This is a genomic window from Streptomyces sp. NPDC006193 (genome assembly GCF_040613915.1).
In the GTDB taxonomy this organism is placed as follows: domain Bacteria; phylum Actinomycetota; class Actinomycetes; order Streptomycetales; family Streptomycetaceae; genus Streptomyces.
In genome coordinates, this window is record NZ_JBEXTB010000034.1 from 34,391 (window position 1) to 59,986 (window position 25,596).

Genomic DNA, 25,596 nt, shown 5'->3' on the forward strand with positions numbered 1-25,596 from the left:
CCGAGCGTGCGGGTCAGCGGGGGGCGTGCGCCAGCGCGGCGCGCAGACGGCCGCCGGACTCCTCCAGAAGGCGGGCGGCCGTGCGGCCGTCCACCCCGGCCAGCAGGGTCAGGATGGCGGGCTTCACCTCGCCGCCGGTCTCGGCCAGCGCCTTCTCGATCTCCTCGTCGCCCGCTCCGGTGGCCTGGGCCACGATCCGGTGGGACCGGGCCCGGAGCTTGTCGTTGGACGCGCGCACGTCGACCATCAGGTTCCCGTACGTCTTGCCCAGCCGGATCATCGTGATCGTCGACAGCATGTTCAGCACGAGCTTCTGCGCCGTGCCCGCCTTCAGGCGCGTGGAACCGGCGATCAGCTCGGGCCCCACGACGACCTCGACGGCGTGCTCGGCGGCGGCCCCGAGCACGCTGTGCGCGTTGCAGGCGACGCCGACGGTCAGCGCGCCGAGGGCACGGGCGTGCTCGACCGCCGCGACGGCGTAGGGGGTGCGGCCGGAGGCGGAGACCCCGACCACCGTGTCCTCGGGCGTCAGCGCGAGGGAGTCGAGGTCCTTGCGGGCCAGCTCCCCGGAGTCCTCGGCGCCCTCCACGGAGGTCACCAGGGCCTCGGGTCCGCCCGCGATGAGGCCGACGACCTGGGCGGGGTCGGTGTTGAAGGTGGGCGGGCACTCGGAGGCGTCCAGCACACCGAGCCGTCCGGCGGTTCCCGCCCCGGCGTAGACGAGCCGTCCGCCGCGGGCCATCCGGGCGGCCACGGCGTCGACGGCGGCGGCGATCCGCGGCAGCTGGGCGGCGACGGCGGCGGGCACGCCCGCGTCCTCGGCGTTCATCAGGCGGGCGATGTCGAGGGTGGGCAGCCGGTCGATGTCGGCGAGTTCGGGCCGGAAGGCCTCGGTGGTCAGCGACGCCAGCTGGCGGCGCAGGTCGTGAGAGGTCATGGGGGGTGGCTCTCTTGGGTGGCGTGTCGGCAGGGGCGGTGACCGGCCGGAGGCGCGGGCAGGCGCGCGACGGGCGGGTGCGCGACGGGCGGGTGCGCGACGGGCGGGTGCGCGGACGGCCGGTCCTACGGTCTATCGGACCCCACTGCGGTGCCGGTGCGCCAACGCCTCGTAGGACGCGGCCAGCGCCGGCGCCGCGGTCTCGTACGTCCGCTGGGCGACCCCCACGAACAGGCAGTCCACCACGAGCAGCTGACTCGTCCGGGAGGACATCGCGGCCGGCCGCAGCTCGGTCTCCCGCGAGGTGGCCGTGGTCAGCACGTGGTCGGCGTACTGGGTGACCGGGGAGTCCGGCCGCCCGGTGACGGCCACCGTCGTCGCCCCGCGCTCGAAGGCGGCCCGCAGCGGTTCGATGACGTCCCCGGTCGACCCCGAGTGCGTGATGGCGATCGCCACGTCACCCGGGCGGAGCTGCACCGCGTTGGTCACCGCGAGGTGCGGGTCGCTGTGCGCGTGGGCTATGAGCCCTATCCGCAGCAGCTTCTGGGTGAGGTCCAGGGCGACGAGCCCGGACGCGCCGATGCCGTACACGTCGGTGCGGCGGGCGCCGGCGAGCGCGGTGACGGCCGCGTCGAGCTGGGCGGTGTCGAGTCCGGCGGCGGTGTCGGCGAGGGTCTGCTGCTCCTCGTAGGCCAGCTTGGCGACCACGTCGGCGAGGGGGTCGTCCACCGCGATGCCGGTGGTGATCGCGGGTGCGCGGCCGGACTGCTGCTGGGCGGCGAGCCCGGCGAGGGCGAGGCGCAGATCGCGGTAGCCCGGATAGCCGAGCAGCCGGGCGGTGCGCACCACCGTGGCCTCGCTGGTGCCGGTGCGTTCGGCCAGACCGGTGATCGTGAGCGCGGCGCAGCCGGCCGGATCGCTCGCGACGGCCTCGGCGACGCGCTGCATGGACCGGGTCATGGACGGCGCCAGCGTGCGCACCTTCGCGGCGAGCGAGCCGCCCGGACCTGCGAAACTTTCCTTCACGTCATGGGTCACTCATGAAAGATATTTTCGGTTCGGTGTCGTGGTCAAGAGTGCGCACAATGGGGTGCATGGACCCCATCAGCCCCCTGGAACAGGCGTTGCACGCTGCCCGCGCCCTGGTGCTCGCGGATCTCGTCGCGGGCCGGGTCGCCGAGGCGGACGTGGTCTCACTGGTGGAGGAGTCCGTCGCCCAGCGGCGCTGGTGGGTCGAGCAGTGGCCGGAGGGCGTCGGCTACGTCGCCGGCCTGGTCGCCCAGGACGTGCAGGACGCGCTGCTGGAGCGGCACGGCCGCTGGCCGCTGTGCCCGGTGTGCGGCTCGGGCGACCCGCACGCCCTCGACGTGGAGCCCGAACTGGGCCCCGACCCGCACTGGGTGTGCCACAAGGCGGGGGTGAAGGTCGCGTCGGTGGGCTCGCTGGGCTCGGCCACCGGCCGGGCGGCGTCCTCGTGAGGCGCCGGTGACCGTCTACATCGACCCGCCGACCTGGCCCGGACACGGGCGCATGTGGTCGCACCTGGTGAGCGACGTGTCGTACGACGAACTGCACCGGTTCGCCGCGGACCTGGGTGTGCCCCGGCGGGCCTTCGAACGCGACCACTACGACCTGCCGTCGCACCGGTACGCCGACGCGGTGGCCGCCGGCGCGGTGCAGGTCAGCAGCCGGGAGGTGGTGCGCCTGCTGCGCCGTGCCGGGCTGCGCCGCCCGAAGGGGCGTCAGGCGCGGCGCAGGTAGAGGCGCAGCCCGTCCGCCATGCCGTGCGCCTCGCGCGCGGTCCGCTCCTCCTCGACGGCCGCCCGGACGAACCCGGCCCGGGACGCCACGCTCTGCGAGGGCAGGTTGTCCGCCGCGATCGCCGCGACGACGGTGTCGACGTCGTCCCGGGCCAGCGCCCACTCCGTCAGGCTGCGCACCGCCTCGGTCGCACAGCCCTGGCCGCGGGCCGCTTCGACCAGGTCGTAGCCGATCTCCACCCGGCCCTCCTCGTCCGGGGCGCCGTGGAAGCTGACGCTGCCGACCGCGCGGCCGTCGTCGCGCCGCACGAGGGCGAACACCCCGAACTCCGGCCGCAGCACGCCCCGTTCGTACGCCGACATCAGGGCGGCGCAGGCCTGGCGGGTGCCCTCGTGCGGGGCGCCGCCGAGCCAGTCCAGGCCGCCCGTGCCGCCCAGGCGGATGTCGTCGGCGACGGCGGGGCGGATGCCGGTGAGGGTGACGCGCCCGGCGGGCAGCACCAGGTTGTTGCACCACCGCCACCCGGTGACCGGGGCGCGGCCGGGCAGCTCGCCGCGGCCGGTCGCCCACAGCAGGGTCGGCCAGGGCTCGGTGTCCGGCCGCACGTGCGGGAACAGCCAGGCCAGGACGGCCGCGGCGAGGTCCGGGGAGGGCTCGTACGGGATGCCGAGCCCGCGGGCGATGTCATGGGTGTGCAGCAGCACTTCGGCGACGCCCATCGCGGCGAAGCCCTCGCGGTCGGCGCTGCCGAAGGGGTACGGATGGAAGGCCCGCACACCGGGCGGGGTGGTGCGGACGGTCGCGGCGAACAGCGCGCCGGTCGTCTCGACGACGTGCAGGACGCCCGCGTTGCCGGTGCCCTCGTCCAGGGTGATCTCGAAGGGCACGTAGGCGTCCCGCGCGCGCCCGGCGAGCTGGCCGGCGTAGGCGAGCAGATCGCTCGCCACGTGCTCGGCCGTCTCCCGGCAACTCCACTCCAGGCCGCCCGCGTCCACCGCGCCCCAGTCCCGGTCCACGGCCGGCCGCAGTGCCGCCGTGCAGCCCGCCACGGCCGCTTCCACCTGGTCCCCGCTCATCGTCCGCATAGGCGCACAGTACGGGTGGGCCCGCTCAGAGCGACAGCATGTCCAGCTCGGCCGCGAGGTTGTAGCGGGCGGTGGCCTCCCAGTGCTCCCGCCCGTACGGCGTGCGGAACAGCCGCGGCAGGCCGAGCAGCTGCCGCAGCACGTCCGAACGGCCCGCGCGGAAGGCATCGTCGGGGACGAAGTGGTACTCCGCGCGGATCTCGGCGGCGTAGGCGGCGTACGCCGACGGGGGCGCGGCCAGGACCGCCAGGTCGGCGTCGCACAGCACCTGGCCGTCGGGGTCGTCGTCGGCCGGGTCGTGCGTGACGGTGAGCCGGACCAGCCGGGCCACCTCGGCGGTCTTCGCGTCCGGCACGCCCGCCTCGGGCAGGGCGCGCTCGGCCAGCCGCGCCGACCGCTCCTCGTTCTCGGACCGCTCGGGCAGGTACACGGCGTCGTGGAACCAGGCGGCGAGGCGGACCACGTCCGGGTCGGCGGCGTACCGCTCCAGCACGTCGATGTGGTCGAGCACCGCCGTGAGGTGGGTGAGCGTGTGGTACCGGCGCTGCGGCTCCTGCCAGCGGGCGAGCAGGTCGTCGGCGTAGGGCGCGGGGTCGGGGCCGCCGCCGGGGGCGCGGGCTGCTTCCAGCGCGCGGACGAAAGTGAGGCGCAGGGCGTCGAGGTCGGCCATGATCCCCATTCTTCCGTGACGACCGCCCCGCGGCCCCCTAGCGTGGCCACCATGAGCGATCTTCACGGTGCACGCGACCCCGAAGCGCCCGGACGGCTGCTGGCCCTCGAACGGGACGCCCTGGTGCCGCTGCTGCGGGCCCGTCCCGACGCCGACTTCGCGCTGCCCACGGCCGCGTGTCCGGGCTGGACGGTACGGGACGTGCTGGCGCACTGCTCCGCCGCGCTGACGCGGGTGGTGCAGGGCCGGCTGGAGAAGGGCGTGTTCTCGCCCGAGTCGAACGAGCGGGACATCGCCGAGCGCGCGGACTGGACGAACGCGCGGATCGTGGACGAGCTGGAGCGCGGGATGACCGAGGCCGGGCCGGTGATCGCCCGGGCGGGCGGGGTGCTGGACCTGCTCGCCGTGGGGGAGTGGCTGCACGCGGGGGACGTGCGCGAGGCGCTCGGGGTGCCGGGGGCGTACGCCGGGGCGGGGCTGCCGGACGCGCTGGCGCTGCTCGCCCGGAGCACCCGCGAGAGCGGGCACGTTCCGCTGCACGCGGACCTGGACGGCGTGGACGAGCCGCTGCGGCTGGGCGCCGTGGCCGGGGACGGCCCGCCCGCCCGGTACATCGGCGACGCGGCCACCCTCGTCCGGCTGTACGCCGGCCGGCCGGTGAAGGACGCCGGTTACGAGCTGGCGGGGGTGACGGAGGCGGAGCTGAACATCTTCGGGTGAGCGGCGGCCCCGTGCGGGCCGGCCCGCGCAGGCTAGTCTTGGATTGGACTAGACCTGTAGGCGTGGAGGGATGGGGTGCCATGAGCGAGCGTGCGGTCCTGGAGGTGATCGCCCTCGACGTCGAGGACGCGGTCGCCGCCCAGGCGGGGGGCGCGGACCGGCTGGAACTGGTCACCGAGATGGCGGCCGACGGGCTCACCCCCTCGCCCGGCACCGTGGCCGCGATCCGCGCCGCCGTCGACATCGACCTGCGCGTGATGCTCCGCCTGGCGGACGGGTTCGCGGCCGGTGACGTGGCGCGGCTCGCCGGGGTGGCGGGCGAGCTGCGGGCGGCCGGCGCCGACCAGTTCGTGCTCGGCTTCCTGGACGCGGACGGCGGTGTGGACCTGGCGGCCGTGGAGCGGGTCGTCGGCGAGCTGGACGGCTGCCCGTGGACCTTCCACCGGGCCATCGACCGGGCCGCCGACCGCGACGCCCTGCGCAAGCAGCTCGCCGACCTGCCCGGCCTGGACACCTACCTCACCGCCGGCTCCGCCGCCGGCGTGGACGACGGCCTGCCCACCCTGCTCGCCGAGGCCGCACACCGCGGCGAACCCGGGTACGAGCAGCGGATCCTGGTGGGCGGCGGCCTCCGGCTCGACCATGTGCCGCGGCTGCGGGCCGGCGGGATCGACGCCTTCCACATCGGCGGGGCGGCCCGCCCGGACGGCTGGCGGGGACCGGTCTGCGCGGAGGCGGTCGCCCGGTGGCGCACAGTCCTGGACGGCGGCGCCGGCGCCGCCCAGGAGGCGGCTTCCTAGGCCCCGGCGCTCTTCAGGGGGTGCAGGCACAGCGACCGGCTGCCGTCCGCGCCGTACAGCGGGTAGGTCGTGTAGTCCCCCGGCGCGCAGGACGCGCTGTCCGGGTCCAGGACGCGGAACGCGGCGTCGGGGGAGCCGCAGTCCACGGGCCTCAGCTTCTGCTCGGGCCAGGCGGCGTCGTTGTGCGCGCACGAGCCGGCCTTCAGGGCCGGCTGCTCACTCCCGCCGGAGTCCACCAGCAGGCTGATGAGGATGACCGCCGGAACGACGAGCACCGCCAGGCAGAAGAGGCCCAGCGGGATCGCGGCCAGCATCCCGGCCGGCCGCTTGAACACGGGCTTGCCCGGGTCGAGCGGCGGCCGCGTCCCCGGCGTGACCGGGGCGGGCATGCGCCGTATCGCGGACAGGGCGCCGAGGTTGGTCAGCAGGGTGACCGGGGTGATGAACGCCGACAGCGCACCCCACCACCCCTGCACCAGGGTGTCCGACTGCATTTCGCGGAAGGTCGCCAGCGCGCAGGTGCGGCACATCCAGCCCTGGCGCCGCAGGAACCGCATGATCACCAGCATGCCCTGGTGCCCGCGGACCGTCACATACGCGGCCGGCGACGCCCCGCACAGCTGGCAGGCCGCCGCCGGCGCCGCGCCGCCGCCGCTGTACTGCTGGGGCTGCGGGAAGGCGTGAGCGGGCGGGTACGGCTGATGGGGGGCCTGCGCGTACGGGCCCGGGGGCTGGGGGTACGGCCCGGGGGACTGGGCGTAGGGGCCCGGCGGCTGCGGGTACGGCCCGGGGGCCTGCGCGTAGGGGCCCGGCGGCTGCGGGTACGGCCCGGAGGGCTGGGCGTACGGGCCCGGCAGCTGCGGGTGCGCGGGGCGGTGGGGCGGCGGGGTGCTCAACTGGGGCCTTTCCGGGGGACCTGCGGGAACGGCACAGCACCCTATCCGGCCAACTGCGGCGGCAACGGCGCGGAATGCGCCACGATCAGCCCCGACACCGCTCGCGTCAGCGCCACGTACAGCCGCCGCAGGCCCGTCCGTTCGTCCGGTTCGCCGTCCACCACCGCACGCGGCTCGTCCAGGACCACGTAGTCGTACTCCAGGCCCTTGGCCAGCGAGGCCGGCACGAGGGTCAGCCGGGTCTCCCGCGTCGTCTCCTCGCCCGGGGCGAGGTACGGCATCCCGGCCGCGGCCAGCGCCTCGGCCAGCACGGGGACGCGGGCGTCGGCGGCGATCAGACCGGTCGAGCCCTCGTGGCGCAGCAGTTCGGCGCAGGCGGCGACCACGTCGGCCGCCCCCGCCACCGGGCGGACCTCGAACAGACCCGGGTTCTCCCGGACGGAGGCGACCGGGGTGAGACCGGGCGCGATGTGCGGCAGCAGCCGGGACGCGTACGCGATCACCTCCCCCGGCACGCGGAAACCCGCCGTCAGCTCCTCGACCACGCCGTCCGGCTTGCCGAGGTGCGCCAGCGCCTCCGCCCAGCTCCGGGTCGCCCAGGGGGTCGTGCCCTGCGCGAGGTCGCCCAGCACGGTCGCGCTGCCGGTGGTGCAGCGGCGGCCGACGGCCCGGTACTGCATCGGCGACAGGTCCTGCGCCTCGTCCAGGACGACGTGGCCGAGCCCCTGGGTGCGCCGGATCAGGTCGGCCGCCTCGTCGATCAGCACCGCGTCCGCCGCCGACCACCTGGCCGACTTCACCCCGCGCACCGGCCGGTCCCACAGGATCGTCTTCTGCTCGTCCTCGTCCAGGAGGCCGCGGGCGTGCTCGGCGAGGAACTCGGCGTCGGTCAGCAGCCGCAGCACCAGCTTCACCGGGTCCACGGCCGGCCAGATCGCCTTCACGGCCGCCTTCACCGGACCGCTGCGGGCGACCGCGTCCTGCACCCGGTCGTCCGGCGCCTCCCCGGCCCGCTCCATCCGCACCAGCACGGCGTGCGCGATGCGCTGCGGCAGGGCATCGCGGGCGGCGCCGTAGCGGATGTCCCGCTCCAGCAGCTCACGGACGATCTCCTCCAGCTCGTACGCCGGCACCCGCCAGCGCCGCGAGCCGCGGACGACCACGACCGCCTCCGCGGGCATGGTCACGTGCGCGTACAGGGCCCGGCGCAGCACCGCGGCCATCCGGGCGTCGCCCTTGACGACCGCCGCGGCGGCGTCGTCCGTGCCGCGCACCTCGACGTGGGCGACGAGGTCGTCCACCGTGGCCTGCCGCACGCTCAGCTCGCCCAGCGCGGGCAGGACCTGTTCGATGTAGTGCAGGAAGGACCGGTTCGGCCCGATCACCAGGGTGCCGGTGCGGGCCAGCCGCTCCCGGTGGGCGTAGAGCAGGTAGGCCACCCGGTGCAGACCGACGGCCGTCTTGCCGGTCCCCGGGCCTCCCTGCACGCACACCGTGCCGCCGAGGCCGCTGCGGACGATCTCGTCCTGCTCGGGCTGGATGGTGGCCACGATGTCCCGCATCGGGCCGACGCGCGGCCGTTCGATCTCCTGCTGGAGCAGCTTGCTGGTGGTGTCCGCCTCGGCCGGGTCGGACAGGTGCTCGTCCTCGTAGGCGGTCAGGTCCCCGCCGGTGTAGCCGAACCGGCGGCGCAGCCCGACGTCCAGGGGGTCCTTGCGGGACGCCCGGTAGAACGGCTGCGAGACCGGCGCCCGCCAGTCGATGACCATGGGGTCGCCGTGGGCGTCGTGCACGTGCCGCCGCCCGATGTAGAAGCGCTCGCCCGCCGCGCCCTCGGCCCGGTCCGCGCCGGGGGCGCGCAGGTAGTCGAGCCGGCCGAAGAACAGCGGGGTGCCGCTGAGGTCGGCCAGCGCCTTGATGCGCTCGTCGATCTGCCGCGCCAGCACCTCGGCGTTGACCCAGTTGGCGGTGACGTCGCTGATGTCCAGGGCCTCCACGTCCTCCCGCATGGCGCGCAGGGCGGCGCGGGAGGCGGCGAGGTGGGCGCGCTCTCGGGCGAGGGGGTCGTCGGCGGACGTGGACACGGGTGCCTCCGGGTGGGCCTGCTGCGTGGGCTACGACGATGCCGTCCGGTTTCCGGCCGGACGGCGGCACTCCGTGAGGGAGGCGGGCAAGAGCGGAGATTGTAGGCAGCGCGGTCGGCGCGGGCCAGTGCATTTCCGCCGGCCGGGTCCCCGGAACCGGTGCGTGTCCGCCGCCCGGCGTTCCACCATGGAGACATGAGCGCAGCCGCCACACCCGTCCACGTCCGGCCCCCGTCCGGCGCCACGGCCGTCGGGGGCAGCCACCGCCACCTGCTGGGCGACGCCCTGCGGGCCGTGAAGGTCTTCCTGGAGGCCGCCTTCGGCGTCGTCGTCCTCGGCGAGTACGGCGAGGAGACGGGGATGCGCCGCAGGTAGCGGCATAGGGTCACCTCCGTGCGGAAACGGACGGTGACGCCCCTCCCCCCTGCCCTGCCGCCGGCCCGGCTCCCGGCCCGGTTCCCTTCCCTCGCCCCGGTCCTCACGGTCCTCCCCGTCCTGCTCCTCGCGCTGTCCCTCGGCTCCTTCGCCGCCCTGTGCCTGGCGCGGCACGCCCCGATGGCCGACCTGCTGGTCTACCGGGCCGAGGGCGCCGCCGCCTCCCGCGGCGGCGACCTGTACGGCATCACGGTCACCGAGTGGCGGCTCCCGGCGACCTACCCGCCGTTCGCGGCGATCCTGTTCGTCCCGGCCGCCCTGCTCCCCGTGCCCGCCCTGAAGGCGGTCGCGCTGACGGGCAACGCCCTGCTGCTGGCCTGCCTCGTCGCCCTCTCCGCGCGCCTGGCGTCCCGGCCGCTGCCCCGGTCCCGGCTCTGCACGGCCACCGCCGCGGCGCTCTGGCTGGAACCGGTGTTCCAGACCGTGCTGTTCGGCCAGATCAACCTCGCCGTCGCCTGCCTGGTGCTGTGGGACCTGACCCGGCCGGCCGGCGCCCGCGGCGGGGGCCTGGCCCTCGGCCTGGCGGCGGGGATCAAGCTCACCCCCGCCGTGTTCGTGGTCTACCTGCTGCTGCGCGGACGCGGACGGCAGGCGGCCACGGCGGCGGCCGCCCTCGCCGCCACGGTGCTGCTCGGCGCCCTGCTGCTCCCCGCGGCCAGCGCCGACTTCTGGACCCGGCGCCTGTACGAGACCGCCCGGGTGGGCAAGGCGTGGATCGTGGACAACCAGTCGCTGCAGGGGCTGGTCGCGCGGGTGCTGCACGATCCCGCGCCGGGCCCGGCCTGGGCGCTCCCGGCGGCGGCCCTCGCGGCGGCGGGCCTCGTCCTGGCGGCCCGCGCCCGGCAGGACGGGCACGGCGTCCTGCTGACCGCGTTCACGGCGCTGCTGGTCTGCCCGATCAGCTGGACCCACCACTGGGTGTGGTGCGTCCCGCTGCTCGCGGTGCTGCTGGCGGAGGGCCGCACCCGCACGGCCGCCCTGGTGGCCCTCGTCTTCGCCGCGCGCCCCATGTGGCTGGTCCCGCACGAGGGCGACCTGGACCTCGCGCTGCCGTGGTGGCTGCAGCCGTTCGCGTCCGCCTACCCGCTGCTGGCGCTCGTCCTGCTCCTGCCGTACGGGGCCGGGCCCGGCGCTTCCCGGCGGGCCGGCCGGGAAGGGCGCCAGGACACCCGCCGTCCGGACACCCGCCGATCGGGCACCCGCCGTCCGGGCGAGTGCCCTCCGGGTTCCTAGCTCTCCGCCAGGATCTCGTCCGCGTCCACGATCCGGTACGCGTACCCCTGCTCCGCGAGGAAGCGCTGGCGGTGGGCGGCGAAGTCCTGGTCGATGGTGTCGCGGGCGACGACCGAGTAGAAGTGGGCCCGGTGCCCGTCGGCCTTGGGACGCAGCACCCGGCCGAGGCGCTGGGCCTCCTCCTGGCGGGAGCCGAAGGTGCCCGACACCTGGACGGCGACCGTGGCCTCGGGCAGGTCGATGGAGAAGTTGGCGACCTTCGACACCACGAGCACGCTGATCTCGCCCTCGCGGAAGGCGTCGAAGAGCCGCTCGCGCTCGGCGTTGGACGTCTCCCCCTTGATCACGGGCGCGTTCAGGTGCTCGCCCAGCTCGTCGAGCTGGTCGATGTACTGGCCGATGACCAGGATCTGCTGCCCGGCGAACCGGCGGACGATCGCCTCGGTCACCTTCCGCTTGGTGGCCGTGGTGGCGCAGAAGCGGTACTTCTCCTCGGTCTCCGCGGTGGCGTACGCCAGCCGCTCGGAGTCGGTGAGGTTGACGCGGACCTCGACGCAGTCGGCGGGCGCGATATAGCCCTGCGCCTCGATCTCCTTCCACGGCGCGTCGAACCGCTTCGGCCCGATCAGCGAGAACACGTCCGACTCCCGGCCGTCCTCGCGGACCAGGGTGGCCGTGAGCCCGAGCCGCCGCCGCGCCTGCAGGTCGGCGGTGAACTTGAAGACGGGCGCCGGCAGCAGATGCACCTCGTCGTAGACGATCAGCCCCCAGTCCCGGGAGTCGAACAGCTCCAGGTGCGGGTAGACGCCCTTGCGCCGCGTCGTCAGCACCTGGTAGGTGGCGATGGTGACGGGCCGGATCTCCTTCTTCGTCCCGCTGTACTCGCCGATCTCGTCCTCGGTCAGCGAGGTCCGCTTCACCAGCTCGTGCTTCCACTGCCGGGCGGAGACGGTGTTGGTGACGAGGATCAGGGTGGTCGACTTGGCCCGGGCCATGGCCCCGGCCCCGACCAGCGTCTTCCCGGCGCCGCAGGGCAGCACGACGACTCCGCTGCCGCCGTGCCAGAAGTTCTCCACGGCCTGCTTCTGGTACGGGCGCAGCGCCCAGCCGTCCTCCCGCAGCTCGATCGGGTGCGCCTCGCCGTCGACGTACCCGGCGAGGTCCTCGGCCGGCCAGCCCAGCTTCAGCAGCGTCTGCTTGATCTGGCCGCGCTCGGAGGGGTGCACGGCCACGGTGTCCGGATCGATGCGGGCGCCGACCAGCGGGGCGATCCGCTTGGACTTCAGCACCTCCTCCAGCACCGGGCGGTCGGTGGTGGTCAGCACGAGCCCGTGCGCGGGGTGCTTGGTGAGGGTGAGGCGGCCGTAGCGGTCCATCGTCTCGGCGATGTCCACGAGCAGCGCGTGCGGCACGGGGTAGCGGCTGTACTGCACCAGGGCGTCCACGACCTGCTCGGCGTCGTGCCCGGCGGCGCGCGCGTTCCACAGGCCGAGCGGCGTGACCCGGTAGGTGTGGATGTGCTCGGGCGCCCGCTCCAGCTCGGCGAACGGCGCGACGGCCCGCCGGCAGTCGTCGGCCCGCTCGTGGTCGACCTCCAGGAGCAGGGTCTTGTCGGACTGGACGATCAGTGGACCATTCACGCGCGGCACACCCCTTCGACAACAACCAAACGTCCAGTGTGCCTCATACGACGGGGATGTCCGCGGACTGTACGACGGGGACGTCCGCGGACTGCGCGGGCGCCGGCCGGCCGGCCTGCGGGAACGGGCTCACGGCGCGGCTCTCACCACGAACAGCTGGGCGTCCGCGCCCGTGCAGGCTTCCGCGACGGCCTCCGTCCCCTCGGCGGTGCTGCCGTCCCTGATGCCGACGCACGTCCCGTCGCTGATCTTGATCAGGTAGGTCCGGCCGCGCGACCCCTGCGCCGCGCCGGCCCTCGCCGTGCGCGGCTCGGCGGGCACGAAGCGGAAGACGGTGCCCTGCCCGCAGTCCCCCCGCGGTTCCAGCAGCCCCTCCCCGGACCCGTCGGCGAGCATCCGCAGACAGCCTTTCCCCATGCTGGGGCGGTACCAGGAGATCCGGTAGGCGCCGCCGCCCGCCGGGTCCAGGGTCGTGGTCTGCGGCGCCGTCTCGGCGCAGGGGCGCTGCACGGCGACGAGGGAGCCGTACCGCCCGTCCGCGACCGTGCCGTCCGTCACGCACAGGCCGGGGGAGCCGAGCGGCCGCAGCTGCACCCGCCCGCGCGGCAGCGGCGCCGTCGCCCCGAGACCCGGCCGGGAGGCGGCCGGGTGCCCGGCCGGGCCCTTGCCCGGGTGCGCGCCGTCGCCGTCCCACAGGGCCCGGGCGCCGGCCGTGATCAGCGCGGCGGCGAGGAGGACGCCGGCGCCGGCGAGGACGCGCCGGGACCCCGCGAGCCGCCGCAGCGCGCCCGCCCGCGGGTCCCGGCCGGCGCGCCCGGGCACCCGGCCGCCCGGCCCGCCGGAGCCCCGCGACCCGCCCGGTCCCCCTGGCCCCCCTGGCCCGTTCGGCCCCCCTGGGGCGGGTACCGGATCCGGGTCCTCGGCCGCGCGCCGCCGGGCGGCCAGCCACTCGTCCACGTACGCGCCCTCCCCGCAGGCGCGGACGAACGCCGCCAGCAGTTCCTGCCGGGGCAGTGAGCCGTTGCGCAGCACGTCGGCCAGCGTGCTGCGGGGCAGCGGTTCGCCGTTCCCGGCGGCGCGCTCCTCGAGCTGCCGGTAGGTCAGCCGGGAGCGCGCCTTCAGCTCGCGCAGTTCCGCGGTGAGGCCGGCCGCGGTCCGCACCTCCTGCAACGCGAGCCTTCGGTCGTCCATGCGACCCAATATCTGGTGCGGGTCCGCCACGGGACAGAACCCTTTCCGGACAACGTCGTCCGCCGTTCCGGGCCTGCGCCGGCCCCCGCCCCGGCGCCTAGCGGGTCTTCGGCGAGGTGTAGCCGAGGACCCTGCCCGCGGTCGCGGACTGGCGCTTCTTGTAGGTGAGCCGCTCCAGCGAGGTGTTGCCCTCGATCGAGTGGTAGACCTTCCCGGCGCTGCCGTACGAGGTCAGGACGCCCACGTGATCGGCCCGGCCGTCGCCGTTGTTGTCGTAGGACACGACGTCGCCGGGCCTCGGCCGGTAGCGGCCGGCCGCGACCTGCGCCCTGGTGTGCCAGGTCCCGTGGGACCGGCCGTAGGCGCGGAAGGAGTCCGCGGCCGCGTTCAGGCCGCTGACGCCGGCCCTGCCCCAGTACCAGGTGTACTTGGCGAAGTCGGCGCACCAGGCCCGCGAGGTCCACTTGACGTCGACCTTCTTCTTCGTCCAGACGCCGTGGTCCTTGACGTACATCTGGCCCTTGCTCGTGCCGCACGCCCGGTGGTTGGTGATCGTCCCGGTGCGGGGGGCGCTGGTGCGGTCCCAGCGGAGGTTCTCCCGCGCCGTCCAGAACCCGGTGTAGTAGTTGCAGTTGTTCCGCTCGCTGCCGGCGCCCTCGGCGTCACCCTCGTACATGCGCTTGCGCACCTCGGGGTTGTCGCTGTCGAACTGGCCCATCGCCTGCCGGGCGATCAGCGGTCCCGGTCCGGCCGCCGCGTGGGCCGGGCCGGCCGTGGCGAGACAGCCCAGCGACAGTGCCAGGGCCGCCCCCGCGACGGCCGTGGTCTTCGCCGCGTCGATGACAGACATCCCGTGCTTCCCTCCGTCGGATCGCCGGGCCCGAGGGGGTCCGGTCGATGGACCGAAAGGCTGGCCGGGGCCGTGGAGGGCGGACAAGAGGATGCGGTGTCCAGGACATGTCCGGGACAGCCGGCCCCTGTCCGGGCCGGTCACAGCCCTGTCCGGGACCGGCTCCGCCGCCGGTGGGCGGGGGCCGCGGCGACGGGGCGGGGGCGACGGGGCGGGGGCGCCGCCGCGCGCGTACGGGGCACGGGGCCGGCGCCGCACCGCCCGGCCCCCGCGGTGCCGCGGACGGCGGGTCACCCGGTGCCGCGGGCGGTGGTGCTCCGCGCGGCGGGCCGGGCGGCGGCCGGGGACGGCGGGGTGTGGCGGGGCGGGACTGCGGCGGGGTCAGTCGTCCGCGAGTTCGGCGACTCCCGTGATCCGGTGCAGCGGGAACGTGCGGACCTCGTCGGCCGTGTGGTCGTAGGCCGTGACGAAGCCGCCCTCGACCCGGATCGGGGCGATGACGCGCTGGCTGGCGGCGCCCTCGGCGTTGACGTAGCCGATCCACAGGGAGTCGCCGGTCAGAACGGCGGCCTGCACGGTCGCCAGGGTCTCCGCGGACGAGGTGCGGGGCAGCTCGCCGCCCGCCGGCGGCCCGCCGGCCGGCTTGCGCGGCGCGGTGGCGGCCAGGTCACCGGCCCGAATGGCGCGGATCGCAGCCGTGAGCAGCGTGTCGTCGGGCGGCGGCGGCCCGTCCGGCACCGGCTCGGGCGCGGTGCGCGGCGGGGTGCGGTGGGAGTGGGCCCGGGCGATCAGGACGTCGCCCTCGGCGGACTCGGCGGCGGGCGCGTAGCCCATCGCGCGCAGCCCCTCCAGCAGCGCCGCCGGGTCGCACTGGGCGGCCAGCACGGTCGGGGCGAGGCGGCGCAGGCGCAGGGCGGCGGCGCGCCTGTCGGCGAGGATCTCGTTCAGCAGGGCGTCGTCGTCGCAGCGGACGTACGCCGACGCCGCGCCGACCCGCAGGTGGCCGTGCCGGCGGGCCACGTCGTCGATCAGGTAGGCCAGCGGCTGCGGGACGGGGGTGCGGGAGTGTTCGGCGAGGAAGGCGTGCAGGTCGGCCGCGGTCCGGCCGGCGTCCAGGGCACGGCGCACCGACGCCGGGGTGAACCGGTACACGGTCGCGCCGCCCTTGGACTCCACGTCCGCCAGCACGCCCAGCATGTCCGCGAGCGGCCGCCGCAGCGGGCCGGGGGCGACCGCCGTCAGGTCGGCCTGGAGCAGCACATGGTCCAGGGGCTCCGGCAGCAGCGGGGCGAGCAGCCGGGCCGCCGCCGCGGCCGCCGCGGCCCGCTCGCCGGGGGGCAGCGGCGCGCGCCGGGCCGGCGGCCGGTGGTGGTGCACCGGGAGCTTGTCGCCGGGCCCGGAGGGCTCCGGGGCGGGGGAGTCGGCGGCGGACGCGGGCGCCGGCGCGCCGAGCAGGGCCCGCCCGTGGGCCGACAGCGCGCCCCGGCCGGTCACGCCCAGCAGCTCCGCCTCCGACAGGGTCCAGCGGGCGAGCCGGGAACGCAGGTCGTCCTCGCCGTCCTGCCGGGGCCCGCGCAGCGGGCGTTCCCAGCGCAGCCGGGCCAGCAGCGACTCGGCGTCCGGGGCCGTGCCCTGCGGCAGCGCGGCCAGCAGGGTCAGCACCCGGTGCCGCACCTCCGGCGCGGCCGACCGGTCGAGGCCCGGTCCGAGCGCCGACAGCGTCCGGTCCTTCGCGTCGCGGTCGCCGACCAGCCCCGCGGTGCGGGTGGCCGCCAGCCACGCCTGGGCCAGCCGGGCCCAGCGCTCGGCGGCGGGCGCCTCCCGCCACTCGTCGTAGGCGGGCGTGGCCGCGTACCGCTCGTCGGCCTCGCCGTCGGAGGCGATCAGTCCGGCCGCGTGGGCCAGCTCCACCCAGAACGCGGCGACCGGCTCGGACACGTCCAGGGCGACCGCGGTCCGCTTCAGGTCGCGGACGCTCAGCCCGCCCGCCCGCAGCACGGCCGGTCCGCCCTCGTCCCAGTCCTTCAGCAGCTCCTCGACGGTGGCCAGCGCGGTGTGCGCCTGCCCGGCGGCCGTCGCGTCCACCCCCTGCGGGCTGTGCGCCGCTGCCGCGGCCACCGCCGGCGGCAGCGGCTGAGGGCTGCGGTGGGCGCGGCCCTGCCGCAGGTGCAGGGCCACCTCGCGGGGCAGCACGACGGTGCCGGGAGCGGTGGGCAGCAGCAGACCGCGGTCCAGCAGCCAGCGCACGTGCGCCGCCGGATGGGCGGTGACCTGCCCGTACGGCGGCCCCCACACCAGCCGGGACAGCACCTCGCGGGCGGCCTCCGGGGCCCCGGCGAGCAGCTTCGCCATCTTCTTCCGGTCGGTGAACAGCGCGGTCAGCGCGGCCAGCGCCGACACCGAGTCGTGGGTCGACGGCAGTCCCGCCGCCGTCACGATCTCCTGGATGCGGCCCGGGGACATGCCGGAGGCGGCCTCCTGCACGGTGGGTCCCAGCCCGGTCGGGGAGGGGTGCTGCGGGGACGGCGCCAGCAGCTCCCGGGCGGTCCGCACCAGCCGCAGCCGGTCGTCGTCGCCCCACACCAGCGCCTGCTCGCGCAGCGTGCCGAGGGCCCGCGGCAGCGCGGCGGCCACCGTCTCGTCCCCGGCGTCCCCGGCCATCAGCCCGAGCAGCGTGCCGTACGGCGCCGGGTCCGGGGCCACGGCCAGCGCCTCCGCCGTCTGCAGCGCGAACCGGTCCAGCCGCTCCAGGGCGCGCAGCACCGAGGCCCGGGTGGCGGCCCGGGTGGCGAGCTGGGTGAGGTCGGTGGGGACGGGGGTGATGAGGTCCGGGCGGCTGCGCAGCAGCGCGGCCAGGGAGGCGTCGTCCCTGGCGCGGAGCGCTTCCGCGAGGGACCGCGGGGCTGAGTGGGCCTCGGGGCTCATCCGGTCAACGGTAGCGGGTCGCCTCCGGCGGTTCAGCCGAAGGAGCGGTCCCCGGGGGCGGCGGCCGGGCGGCTCCGCGCGGGCCTGCGCTACCTTCGTCCCCGCGGACCAACGCAACGCACCGGCCCCGGAGGGGACTTCGTGGGGATTGAGAGCGACCAGGTCGTCTACGAGTATCTGAGCCGCGTCGGAGACATCGCCCAGCAGCGCCAGCTGCCGTCGGCCACCCGCATGCGGCTCGTGTCCCAGCTGCGGAACGAGATCGACCGGCACCGGGCCAGGACGACGGTGGACTCGCCCGCCGCCGTCCGCCGCATCCTGGACCGCCTGGGCAGCCCGGACGAGGTGGTCGCGGCGGCCGACGGCGGCGCCGGCGTCCCGCAGCCGCCCCCCGCCGCCGTGCCGGCGCAGCCCTCCTCCCCGGAGCGGGCGCCGGAACCGGACCGGCGGCAGCGGCCGAAGGGGCTGCGCCGGGCCGTGCCCGGCCCGCGCCCCGCCGAGCCGGCGCCGGCCGCCCCGCGGGACGCGGCGTCCCCGCCGCACCTCGCCCCCGCGCACGAACTCGGGGACGGCGCGGCGCCGCCCGACTGGTGGCGGGTGGGCGCCGGCGGCCTGCCGGGCGACGCCGACCCGGTGCCGGGGTTCGTCGGCGGGGTGGAGATCCCGGAGCTGCTCCGGCGTCCGCCCGCGGCCCCCGCCGAGCAGGCCGGCGCCCCGGCGGCCCCCGCCGGTACGGCCCCCGCGCCCGCCCCGCGCCGCCGCCTCCTCGGCCTGCTCCCGCCCCGGAAGGCCGCCCCGGCGGAAGTCCCCGCCGCCCCGGAGGCCCCCGCCCGCCGTCGCCTCCCCGGCTGGTCCAACCCCCTCCTGCTGCTGGCCGCCGCCGCGCTGCTCGCCGGCGCCGTGCTCGGCAACTGGTTCGCCCTGCTGCTGGGCTGGGCGATCGCCTACGGTTCCCGGCGGCTGACGCCCGCGGAGACGAAGTGGGCGGTGACGGTGCTGCCGGGCGCCGCGGTCGCGGCGGGGGCGCTGTGGCTGTGGGGGCGGACCGACGGGCGGTGGGGGGAGCCGATCCCCGAGGGGCACATGGGCGACGCCGTCGGCGCGACGTGGCCGTGGGTCGTCCGGGGCGCGGCGGTGGCCTCGGCCCTGTACCTCACCTGGCGCTCCCGACGAAAAGCCTGACACCCCCCAGCCCCGGCCCGTCAGCTCGCCCAGGGGTGCCACCCAGCCCGGGGCCCGGCAGCTCGCCCAGGGGCGCGGGGAACTGCGCGCTCAGCCCACCCGCACCCGCACCTTGAACTCCCCGGGACCCCCACGCGCAGAGTGGGCCAAGAGCGCCACCCGGCTCCGGGCCCGTCAGCTCGCCCAGGGGCGCGGGGAACTGCGCGCTCAGCCCACCCGCACCCGCACCCGGCACCCCCCAGGCCCCCCCACGGCGTGAACCCGCTCAGCCCCCGGCACGGGCCCGCTCCGCCCAGGGGCGCGGGGAACTGCGCGCCCAGCCCACCCCCACCCGCACCTTGGACTCCCCGGGACCCCCACGCGCAGAGTGGGCCAAGAGCGCCACCCAGCCCGGGGCCCGGCAGCTCGCCCAGGGGCGCGGGGAACTGCGCGCCCAGCCCACCCCCACCCGCACCTTGAACTTCCCGGGACCCCCCACGCGCAGAGTGGGCCAAGAGCGCCACCCAGCCCGGGGCCCGGCAGCTCGCCCAAGGGCGCGGGGAACTGCGCGCTCAGCCCACCCGCACCCGCACCCGGAGCTCCCCGGGACCCCCACGCGCAGAGTGGGCCAAGAGCGCCACCCAGCCCGGGGCCCGGCAGCTCGCCCAGGGGCGCGGGGAACTGCGCGCCCAACCCACCCCCACCCGCACCCGGCACCCCCCAGCACCCCCCACGGCGTGAACCCGCTCAGCCCCCGGCAAGGGCCCGGCAGAATGTCCCCCATGGCCTCCACCCTCACCGTCGGTTTCGACCTCGACATGACCCTCATCGACTCCCGGCCCGGCATCCGCGCCTGCTACCGGGCCCTGTCGGAGCGGACGGGCACGTTCATCGACGCCGATCTGGCGGTGACCCGGCTGGGGCCGCCGCTCGCGCAGGAGCTGATCCACTGGTTCCCCGCCGAGGAGGTGCCGGCGATGGCGGCCCTGTACCGGGAGATGTATCCCGCCACGGCCGTCGCCGCGACGCCCGCCATGGACGGCGCCCGGGAGGCGATCGACGCGGTGCGGGCGGCCGGCGGCCGGACGATGGTGGTGACGGCGAAGTACGAGCCGAACGCCAAGCTGCACCTGGCCCACCTCGGCATGGAGCCGGACGTGGTCGTCGGCGACCTGTGGGCGGAGCAGAAGGCGCGGGCGCTGCGCGAGCACGGCGCGCAGGTGTACGTCGGCGACCATGTGGGGGACGTGCGCGGGGCCCGCGCCGCGGGGGCGGTCTCGGTCGCCGTGGCCACCGGCCCCTGCCCGGCCGAGGAGCTGCGCGCGGCCGGGGCGGACGTCGTCCTGGACGGCCTGGCCGCCTTCCCGGCCTGGTTCGCCGGTTACCGCGAGGCGCCGCGCGCCTGACGCCGTCCGGCGGCCACCGACCGCAGGACACCGGCGCCGGCCAGCAGGAAACCGACGGCCATGAGCATGCTCAGCCCGAACATGAACGTCGGAAATGGCTTCGCCCCGAGGAACAGCGGGGTCACCGTGACCAGGGTGGCCACCGCCCCGAGGAAGAACACCACGGCACCGGCGCGGATCAGTCGGTCACCGGGCGCGGCGGAATTCGTTTGGGTTTTGTCACGCACTCGACCAGGGTAGTTCCCTGCCCGAAAGAACAGCCGGGGGACGTCTTGTCACCCGCGCGAAGACCATTAGCCTTGGTAGCGGCGGGTCGTGGTCGACCCGCTCTAGTGCTGTCAAGAGCAGTTTCCCCAGCAATTTCCCGACGAGTACGAGGACGAGGACGGACGTGCCCACCGGCAAGGTCAAGTGGTTCAACAGTGAGAAGGGCTTCGGCTTTCTCTCCCGCGACGACGGCGGTGACGTCTTCGTCCATTCCTCGGTTCTCCCCGCCGGAGTCGATGCGCTCAAGCCGGGACAGCGCGTGGAGTTCGGCGTGGTCGCCGGCCAGCGCGGCGACCAGGCGCTGTCGGTGATCGTGCTGGACCCGACGCCGTCGGTGGCCGCCGCCCAGCGCAGGAAGCCGGACGAGCTGGCCTCGATCGTGCAGGACCTGACGACGCTGCTGGAGAACATCACGCCCCAGCTGGAGAAGGGCCGCTACCCGGACAAGGCGTCCGGCAAGAAGATCGCCGGCCTGCTCCGCGCGGTCGCCGACCAGCTCGACGTCTGACGCCGCCGCGGCGCTGCGCCGCCGCACCGCCTCATCCGCCGTTCCCGCGCCGGACGCGCGCCGGCTGCGTGCCGGCGCGCGCAGCCGGTGTCAGGGGAACGCGAGCGCGTCCGGTGCGAGGGGCGGCACCAGCCCCTCGGCCGCGGCGCGCGTGAGCAGTCCGCGGACCGCCGCGTAGCCCTCCTCGCCGAGGTCGGCGGTGAACTCGTTGACGTACAGGCCGATGTGCTGGTCGGCGACGGCCGGGTCCATCTCCTGGGCGTGCGCCATGACGTACGGCCGGGACTTCTCCGGGTCGTCCCAGGCGGCCCGCACCGAGGCGCGGACGGCCTCGGCGAGCCGGGTGAGGGTCTGCGCGCCCAGCGAGCGCCGGGCGACGATCGCGCCCAGCGGGATCGGCAGCCCGGTGGTCCGCTCCCAGTGCTCGCCCAGGTCGGCGAGCTGGTGCAGCCCGTACCGGCCGTAGGTGAACCGGGCCTCGTGGATCACCAGCCCGGCGTCCACCGAGCCGTCCCGCACGGCCGGCATGATCTCGTGGAACGGCATGACGACGATCTCGCCGACCCCGTCCGGCTGGGTGTCCGCGGCCCACAGGCGGAACAGGAGGTAGGCGGTGGACCTCTCGCTCGGCACCGCGACCGTCCGGCCCGTCAGCGCCCCACGGCCACGCGCACCCTCGCCGCTCCCGGCGCCGTCCTCCCGGGTGAGCACCAGCGGCCCGCAGCCCCGCCCCAGCGCGCCCCCGCAGGGCAGCAGCGCGTACCGGTCGAGGACGTACGGCAGGACGGCGTACGACACCTTCAGCACGTCGAACTCGCCGCGCTCGGCCATGCCGTTGGTGAGGTCGATGTCGGCGAAGGTCACGTCCAGCGCGGGGGCGCCGGGGACACGGCCGTGGGCGAGGGCGTCGAAGACGAACGTGTCGTTCGGGCAGGGCGAGTACGCGATCTGCAGCGGCTCAGCGCTCATGTGCGTTCCAACTCTCCAGTGCGGGCACGAGCTGTGCGAACCCTTCGGTGAGGGCGGCGAGGGCGTCGCCGATGCGCCAGGCGGCCCGGTCGCGGGGGCCGACCGGGTTGGAGATCGCGCGGAGCTCCAGCACGGGCACACCGTGCGCGGCGGCGGCCTCGGCCACCCCGAACCCCTCCATGCCCTCGGCGAGCGCGCCGGGGTGCCGGGCGCGCAGGGCGGCGGCGCGGGCGGCGGTGCCGGTCACCGTGGAGACGGTCAGGACGGTCCCGGCGCGGGCGCCGGTGGCCCGGCGGACGGCACGGACGAGTGATTCCGGTGGACGGTGGGTGACGGTCCCGAAGCCCAGTTCGGTGACCGGCAGGAAGCCGTCGGCGGTCTCGGCGCCCAGGTCGGCCGCGGTGATGGCGTCGGCGACGACGAGCGAGCCGAGCGGCGCGCCGGGGAAGCCGCCGCCGATCCCGGCCGAGACGACCAGGCCGTAGGGCCGGCCGGCCAGCGCGGCGGCGGTCAGCGCGCCGGCCGCGGAGGCGGCGGCGAGCGCCGGGCCGACGCCGGCGGCCAGCAGGTCCCAGCCCGCGGCGGTCCGGCACAGGACCGCGCCCGGCAGCCGCACTTCCTCGGCGGACGCGGGCAGCGCCCGGGCCACCGCGTCCCGCTCGACGGGCACCGCGGTGGCGACGAGGACCGGTACCGCCGTCGTGATCAGGCCTTCTTCAGCTTGAAGGACCACACGCCCTTGTTCGGCTTCTCACCCATCTGGACGGAGACCGTGTTGGTCTCGCCCTGGGTGCCGTACTGGGCGTTGAAGAACGCGCTGCCCGGAATGGTGCGGTACGTCTTCTTGGTGGCGTCCGTGAACTGGTGGCCGTTGACCAGCAGGATCCAGCCCTCGTCGGCGATCTCCGGGTCGACGCCGAAGCGCACGGTCTCGTCCTGGTCGACCTTGATCGACTGGATGTCGCCGGCCTTCTTGACGCACTTCTTCAGCGACTTCTCGTCCAGCTTGTCGCCGTCGTTGTAGCAGAGAGCCTCGGAGTTGACCGAGCTCCGGCCGACGGTGACCGTCGCGACGGGCGTCGGCTTGTCGCAGGCCGACAGGACGAGCAGTCCGGCGGAAACGGCGCCGGCGGCGGCGACGGCGCGGCGGCGGCGCACAGCGCGGTGTACATCAGCGGCTCTGCCGCGGGGCAGCGTGGTCATGGCCGAAGGCTATCGGGCGCCCCCGGCCGTCCGCCCACGTGGGGGTGCGGCGTGCCCGGTTCGTCACGCACGGTGCGCGCGGGGCGGACGCGCCGTGCCCGGGCCGTCACGCCACGCAGGCCCGGGCCGTCACGCCGCGCAGGCCGGGGCCGTCACGCCACGCGGGGCCGGGCCGTCACGCCACGCGGGCCCGGGCCCGGCCGCCGTGCCGGGCCGAGGCGAGCAGCCCCCGCAGGGTGCTCAGCCAGCCCACGGCCACGAAGGCGGCGCCGACCAGCAGCCCGACCGTGCCGTTGAGCGGCATCACGATGCCGACCGCGCCGCCGAACACCCACGCCATCTGCAGCAGCGTCTCGGAGCGGGCGAACGCCGAGGTGCGCACCAGCTCCGGCACGTCCCGCTGGATCAGCGCGTCCAGCGCCAGCTTGCCGAGCGCCTGCGCGAACCCGGCGACCGCGGCGAGGCAGGCCACCAGGGCCGCCCCGAAGAACACGGCGGCGACGAGCGCGGCGCCGAGCACCACGGCGACCACCGTCACGATGATGATCTCGGGCGCGCGTGACCTGAGCCACGCCCCCACGGCCGTCCCCAGCGCGTTCCCCGTCCCGGCCGCGACGCCCACTATCCCCAGCGACACCGCCGCGCTCTCCCCGGTCAGCGGGTGCTCGCGCAGCAGGAACGCGAGGAAGAAGATCAGGAAGCCGGACAGGCAGCGCAGCGAGGCGTTGGCGCCGAGCGCGTGCGTGACGGCGGGCCCCACGGTCCGCAGGCCCGGCCGCCTGGCCTGCTTGCGGTGCGGCCCGTGCAGGTGCTGCTCGTCGGCGGCGAGCAGCGCCCGGTCCTCGCCCCGGGCCGAATCCACCACGGGCGGCAGCGAGAACGACAGAAACGTCCCGGCAGCGAAGATCACGAAGGCGCCGTACAGCGGCCACGGGTCGCCGAGGGCGTGCAGCCCCGCCCCGATCGGCGCGGCGGCGCCGGTGGCCAGCAGTCCGGCCAGCGTGACCCGGGAGTTGGCCTTCACGAGCGAGAACCGGGGCGGCAGCAGCCGCGGCACGACGGCGCTTCTGACCACCCCGTACGCCTTGGACGCCACGAGCACGCCCAGCGCGGCCGGGTACAGCTGCAGGCTGCCGCTCGCCACCGCCCCCGAGATGATCAGCGCGAGCAGCGCCCGCGCGAGCATCGCCCCGGCCATCGCGGCGCGCCGCCCGTGCGGCAGCCGGTCCAGCAGGGGACCGATGACGGGGGCGAGGACCGTGAACGGCGCCATGGTGATGGCGAGATACAGCGCGACACGCCCGCGCGCCTCGTCGGTGGGCACGGAGAAGAACACGGTGGAGGCGAGCGCCACGGTGACCATCACATCGCCGGCGCCGTTCACCGCGTGCAGTTCGATCAGCTTGCCCAGCCCCGACTCGCCCGCCCCGTGCGCGTGCGTGGCCTTGCGGATGCCCCGCGCCGCGCCGGTGACGGGAAGGTGCAGGGCACGGCCGACCGCGCGGACGGCGCCACCCACCCGGCCCGAACCGCCGCCCCGCTCGCTCACCTTGTCCGCGGCTGTCACGACGTTCATAGTGCCCCGAGAACCGGCCGGATAGTGCGGACGCGGCGCGTATGGCGGCGTCGGGCCCGCGGACCGGGCCGGCGCCCTGCGCGGCCCGGACGCGTGGGCGGGCGGAAGAACCGACGAATTCCGTCCGGTGTAGCGTGCCTGTCTCAGCCATAACGCAGAATGGATGGCAGAGGTGCGCCCGGGCGCGCGGATGCAGACGTCGATGCGGTCCCCTGGTCCGCTCCGTAGGCGAAACCGCCGGAGGCAGCCGCACTCGACGAGACGGCGTAGGAGAGAAGCGATACCTGTGAGCGCAGCGACCACGCGAAGCCGCACCCCCGACCGTCTGTGCGCCGAGGCCGTGGACCTCGCCCGCGCCGCCGCCGAAGAGGCCGCCGCCCCCGGCGTGGTGGGCGAGCACACCGGCCTGGTGTCGGAAGGCGACCGCGTCGTCACGCACTTCTTCGAGTGCAAGGAGCTGGGGTACCGGGGCTGGCGCTGGGCCGTCACCGTGGCCCGCGCCTCCCGCGCCAAGGCCGTCACCCTGGACGAGGTCGTCCTCCTGCCCGGTCCCGACGCCCTCCTCGCGCCCGAGTGGGTCCCGTGGAGCGAGCGTCTGCGTCCCGGCGACCTCGGCCCCGGCGACCTGCTCCCCACCGACCAGGACGACCTGCGCCTGGAGCCCGGCTACACCGGCGAGGAGGAGCCGCCGCCGAACTCGGCGATGTCCGAGGAGATGCGGGAACTGGCGGAGGCCGAGGACGCCGACGTCGCCCCCGGCGCCCCCGCCGCGCAGCCGGCGGCGCCCTCCCGGGGCTCGATCGCCGCCGTCGCCGAGGAACTCGGCATGCGCCGCGCCCGGGTGCTGTCCCGCTACGGCCTGCACAGCGCCGCCGACCGCTGGGAGGAGGCGTTCGGCCCGAAGACCCCCATGGCCCAGGCGGCCCCCGCCAGTTGTGTGTCCTGCGGCTTCCTGGCCCCGATCGGCGGCTCCCTCGGGCAGGCCTTCGGCGTCTGCGCCAACGAGTTCTCGCCCGCCGACGGCCGCGTGGTCTCCCTCGCCTACGGCTGCGGCGGCCACTCGGAGGCCGCGGTCATGCCGAAGCCCCCGCAGCCGGCCCCGCCGGTCATCGACGAGACCCGGGTGGACCCCTTCCCGCTGCGCCCCGCCCGCGACTCCGGCTCGGTCCCGGAGACCGGCGACGACGAGACGGCGGAGCTCGGCCACTCCTGAACCCCGGCCACTCCTGCCCCGGCCACTCCTGACCCCCGGCCACTCCTGAACCGCTCCCTCCGCGGC

General features: G+C 76.0%; 25 protein-coding genes. 10 read left to right on the forward strand and 15 right to left on the reverse strand.

The features are described 5' to 3' along the window. Window positions 1-13 precede the first annotated feature (13 nt). Together murQ and ABZ261_RS25280 are read right to left on the reverse strand one after the other, a co-directional pair. Window positions 14-937, reverse strand: a complete 924-nt coding sequence (gene murQ, locus ABZ261_RS25275; RefSeq protein WP_356862872.1) for an N-acetylmuramic acid 6-phosphate etherase — start codon at window positions 935-937, stop codon at window positions 14-16. Window positions 938-1,069: 132 nt separating this feature from the next. Further along, entirely contained in the window at window positions 1,070-1,975 is a 906-nt protein-coding gene (locus ABZ261_RS25280; RefSeq protein WP_356862874.1) for a MurR/RpiR family transcriptional regulator, read from the reverse strand. A gap of 56 nt (window positions 1,976-2,031) precedes the next feature. Here ABZ261_RS25280 and ABZ261_RS25285 point away from each other — a divergent pair, with 56 nt between their 5' ends. Together ABZ261_RS25285 and ABZ261_RS25290 are read left to right on the forward strand one after the other, a co-directional pair. After that, window positions 2,032-2,415, forward strand: coding sequence for a hypothetical protein (locus ABZ261_RS25285; RefSeq protein ID WP_356862876.1), 384 nt, complete (start codon window positions 2,032-2,034; stop codon window positions 2,413-2,415). Window positions 2,416-2,422: 7 nt separating this feature from the next. Continuing rightward, a complete protein-coding gene (locus tag ABZ261_RS25290; protein ID WP_356862878.1) occupies window positions 2,423-2,698 on the forward strand; it encodes a DUF4031 domain-containing protein in 276 nt (91 codons plus the stop codon). Here ABZ261_RS25290 and ABZ261_RS25295 read toward each other — a convergent pair. After that, window positions 2,680-3,783: a GNAT family N-acetyltransferase gene (locus ABZ261_RS25295; protein WP_356862880.1), complete on the reverse strand. Its 1,104-nt coding sequence runs from the start codon at window positions 3,781-3,783 to the stop codon at window positions 2,680-2,682. The two genes, ABZ261_RS25290 and ABZ261_RS25295, sit on opposite strands and share 19 nt — an antisense overlap. A 25-nt stretch (window positions 3,784-3,808) precedes the next feature. Next, the gene (locus ABZ261_RS25300; protein ID WP_356862881.1) at window positions 3,809-4,453 is read right to left on the reverse strand and encodes a hypothetical protein; all 645 of its coding nucleotides are present in this window, start codon (window positions 4,451-4,453) and stop codon (window positions 3,809-3,811) included. A gap of 51 nt (window positions 4,454-4,504) precedes the next feature. Here ABZ261_RS25300 and ABZ261_RS25305 point away from each other — a divergent pair, with 51 nt between their 5' ends. Together ABZ261_RS25305 and ABZ261_RS25310 are read left to right on the forward strand one after the other, a co-directional pair. Further along, window positions 4,505-5,173 carry a maleylpyruvate isomerase family mycothiol-dependent enzyme gene (locus tag ABZ261_RS25305; protein ID WP_356862883.1) on the forward strand — a complete coding sequence of 223 codons (669 nt, stop codon included), beginning with the start codon at window positions 4,505-4,507 and terminating at the stop codon, window positions 5,171-5,173. Between the two features lie 80 nt (window positions 5,174-5,253). Next, the gene (locus ABZ261_RS25310; RefSeq protein WP_356862885.1) at window positions 5,254-5,973 is read left to right on the forward strand and encodes a copper homeostasis protein CutC; all 720 of its coding nucleotides are present in this window, start codon (window positions 5,254-5,256) and stop codon (window positions 5,971-5,973) included. On the opposite strand, the gene ABZ261_RS25315 is transcribed toward ABZ261_RS25310, so the two are convergent. Together ABZ261_RS25315 and ABZ261_RS25320 are read right to left on the reverse strand one after the other, a co-directional pair. Continuing rightward, on the reverse strand, window positions 5,970-6,869 hold the full coding sequence (locus tag ABZ261_RS25315; protein ID WP_356862887.1) for a hypothetical protein: 900 nt from the start codon (window positions 6,867-6,869) through the stop codon (window positions 5,970-5,972). The genes ABZ261_RS25310 and ABZ261_RS25315 overlap by 4 nt on opposite strands. Window positions 6,870-6,910: 41 nt before the next feature. Next, entirely contained in the window at window positions 6,911-8,878 is a 1,968-nt protein-coding gene (locus ABZ261_RS25320; protein ID WP_356862941.1) for a UvrD-helicase domain-containing protein, read from the reverse strand. Window positions 8,879-9,148: 270 nt separating this feature from the next. Between ABZ261_RS25320 and ABZ261_RS25325 the strand changes: the two genes are divergently transcribed. Together ABZ261_RS25325 and ABZ261_RS25330 are read left to right on the forward strand one after the other, a co-directional pair. Next, the gene (locus ABZ261_RS25325) at window positions 9,149-9,328 is read left to right on the forward strand and encodes a hypothetical protein (protein WP_356862889.1); all 180 of its coding nucleotides are present in this window, start codon (window positions 9,149-9,151) and stop codon (window positions 9,326-9,328) included. Between the two features lie 180 nt (window positions 9,329-9,508). Next, on the forward strand, window positions 9,509-10,621 hold the full coding sequence (locus tag ABZ261_RS25330) for a glycosyltransferase 87 family protein (protein WP_356862943.1): 1,113 nt from the start codon (window positions 9,509-9,511) through the stop codon (window positions 10,619-10,621). Here ABZ261_RS25330 and ABZ261_RS25335 read toward each other — a convergent pair. The 4 genes from ABZ261_RS25335 to ABZ261_RS25350 form a co-directional block, all read right to left on the reverse strand. Then, window positions 10,618-12,261, reverse strand: coding sequence for a DNA repair helicase XPB (locus ABZ261_RS25335; RefSeq protein ID WP_356862891.1), 1,644 nt, complete (start codon window positions 12,259-12,261; stop codon window positions 10,618-10,620). The two genes, ABZ261_RS25330 and ABZ261_RS25335, sit on opposite strands and share 4 nt — an antisense overlap. Before the next feature lie 129 nt (window positions 12,262-12,390). Then, on the reverse strand, window positions 12,391-13,452 hold the full coding sequence (locus ABZ261_RS25340; RefSeq protein WP_356862893.1) for an XRE family transcriptional regulator: 1,062 nt from the start codon (window positions 13,450-13,452) through the stop codon (window positions 12,391-12,393). Between the two features lie 97 nt (window positions 13,453-13,549). Beyond that, window positions 13,550-14,302 carry a CHAP domain-containing protein gene (locus tag ABZ261_RS25345; RefSeq protein ID WP_356862895.1) on the reverse strand — a complete coding sequence of 251 codons (753 nt, stop codon included), beginning with the start codon at window positions 14,300-14,302 and terminating at the stop codon, window positions 13,550-13,552. 381 nt (window positions 14,303-14,683) lie between these two features. After that, window positions 14,684-17,227, reverse strand: coding sequence for a helicase C-terminal domain-containing protein (locus ABZ261_RS25350; protein ID WP_356862897.1), 2,544 nt, complete (start codon window positions 17,225-17,227; stop codon window positions 14,684-14,686). A 141-nt stretch (window positions 17,228-17,368) separates the two neighbouring features. Between ABZ261_RS25350 and ABZ261_RS25355 the strand changes: the two genes are divergently transcribed. After that, window positions 17,369-18,409: a hypothetical protein gene (locus tag ABZ261_RS25355; RefSeq protein ID WP_356862899.1), complete on the forward strand. Its 1,041-nt coding sequence runs from the start codon at window positions 17,369-17,371 to the stop codon at window positions 18,407-18,409. A gap of 752 nt (window positions 18,410-19,161) precedes the next feature. Beyond that, entirely contained in the window at window positions 19,162-19,794 is a 633-nt protein-coding gene (locus ABZ261_RS25360) for a haloacid dehalogenase-like hydrolase (protein WP_356862901.1), read from the forward strand. Here ABZ261_RS25360 and ABZ261_RS25365 read toward each other — a convergent pair. Further along, a complete protein-coding gene (locus ABZ261_RS25365; RefSeq protein WP_356862903.1) occupies window positions 19,770-20,021 on the reverse strand; it encodes a hypothetical protein in 252 nt (83 codons plus the stop codon). The genes ABZ261_RS25360 and ABZ261_RS25365 overlap by 25 nt on opposite strands. 164 nt (window positions 20,022-20,185) lie before the next feature. On the opposite strand from ABZ261_RS25365, the gene ABZ261_RS25370 reads away from it, so the two are divergent. Beyond that, the gene (locus tag ABZ261_RS25370) at window positions 20,186-20,569 is read left to right on the forward strand and encodes a cold-shock protein (protein ID WP_356862905.1); all 384 of its coding nucleotides are present in this window, start codon (window positions 20,186-20,188) and stop codon (window positions 20,567-20,569) included. A gap of 90 nt (window positions 20,570-20,659) precedes the next feature. Here ABZ261_RS25370 and ABZ261_RS25375 read toward each other — a convergent pair whose 3' ends face one another. The 4 genes from ABZ261_RS25375 to ABZ261_RS25390 form a co-directional block, all read right to left on the reverse strand. Then, the gene (locus ABZ261_RS25375; RefSeq protein ID WP_356862907.1) at window positions 20,660-21,538 is read right to left on the reverse strand and encodes a 1,4-dihydroxy-6-naphthoate synthase; all 879 of its coding nucleotides are present in this window, start codon (window positions 21,536-21,538) and stop codon (window positions 20,660-20,662) included. Continuing rightward, the gene (locus tag ABZ261_RS25380) at window positions 21,528-22,271 is read right to left on the reverse strand and encodes a futalosine hydrolase (RefSeq protein WP_356862909.1); all 744 of its coding nucleotides are present in this window, start codon (window positions 22,269-22,271) and stop codon (window positions 21,528-21,530) included. Before ABZ261_RS25380 ends, ABZ261_RS25375 begins: the two co-directional genes overlap by 11 nt. Then, complete coding sequence (locus tag ABZ261_RS25385; RefSeq protein ID WP_356862911.1) at window positions 22,244-22,741, reverse strand: DUF2771 domain-containing protein; 498 nt, start codon at window positions 22,739-22,741, stop codon at window positions 22,244-22,246. The genes ABZ261_RS25380 and ABZ261_RS25385 overlap by 28 nt, the downstream gene beginning before the upstream one ends. A 175-nt stretch (window positions 22,742-22,916) precedes the next feature. After that, entirely contained in the window at window positions 22,917-24,308 is a 1,392-nt protein-coding gene (locus tag ABZ261_RS25390; RefSeq protein ID WP_356862913.1) for an MFS transporter, read from the reverse strand. Between the two features lie 295 nt (window positions 24,309-24,603). Here ABZ261_RS25390 and ABZ261_RS25395 point away from each other — a divergent pair, with 295 nt between their 5' ends. Continuing rightward, window positions 24,604-25,530, forward strand: coding sequence for a DUF3027 domain-containing protein (locus ABZ261_RS25395; protein WP_356862915.1), 927 nt, complete (start codon window positions 24,604-24,606; stop codon window positions 25,528-25,530). Window positions 25,531-25,596 lie beyond the last annotated feature (66 nt).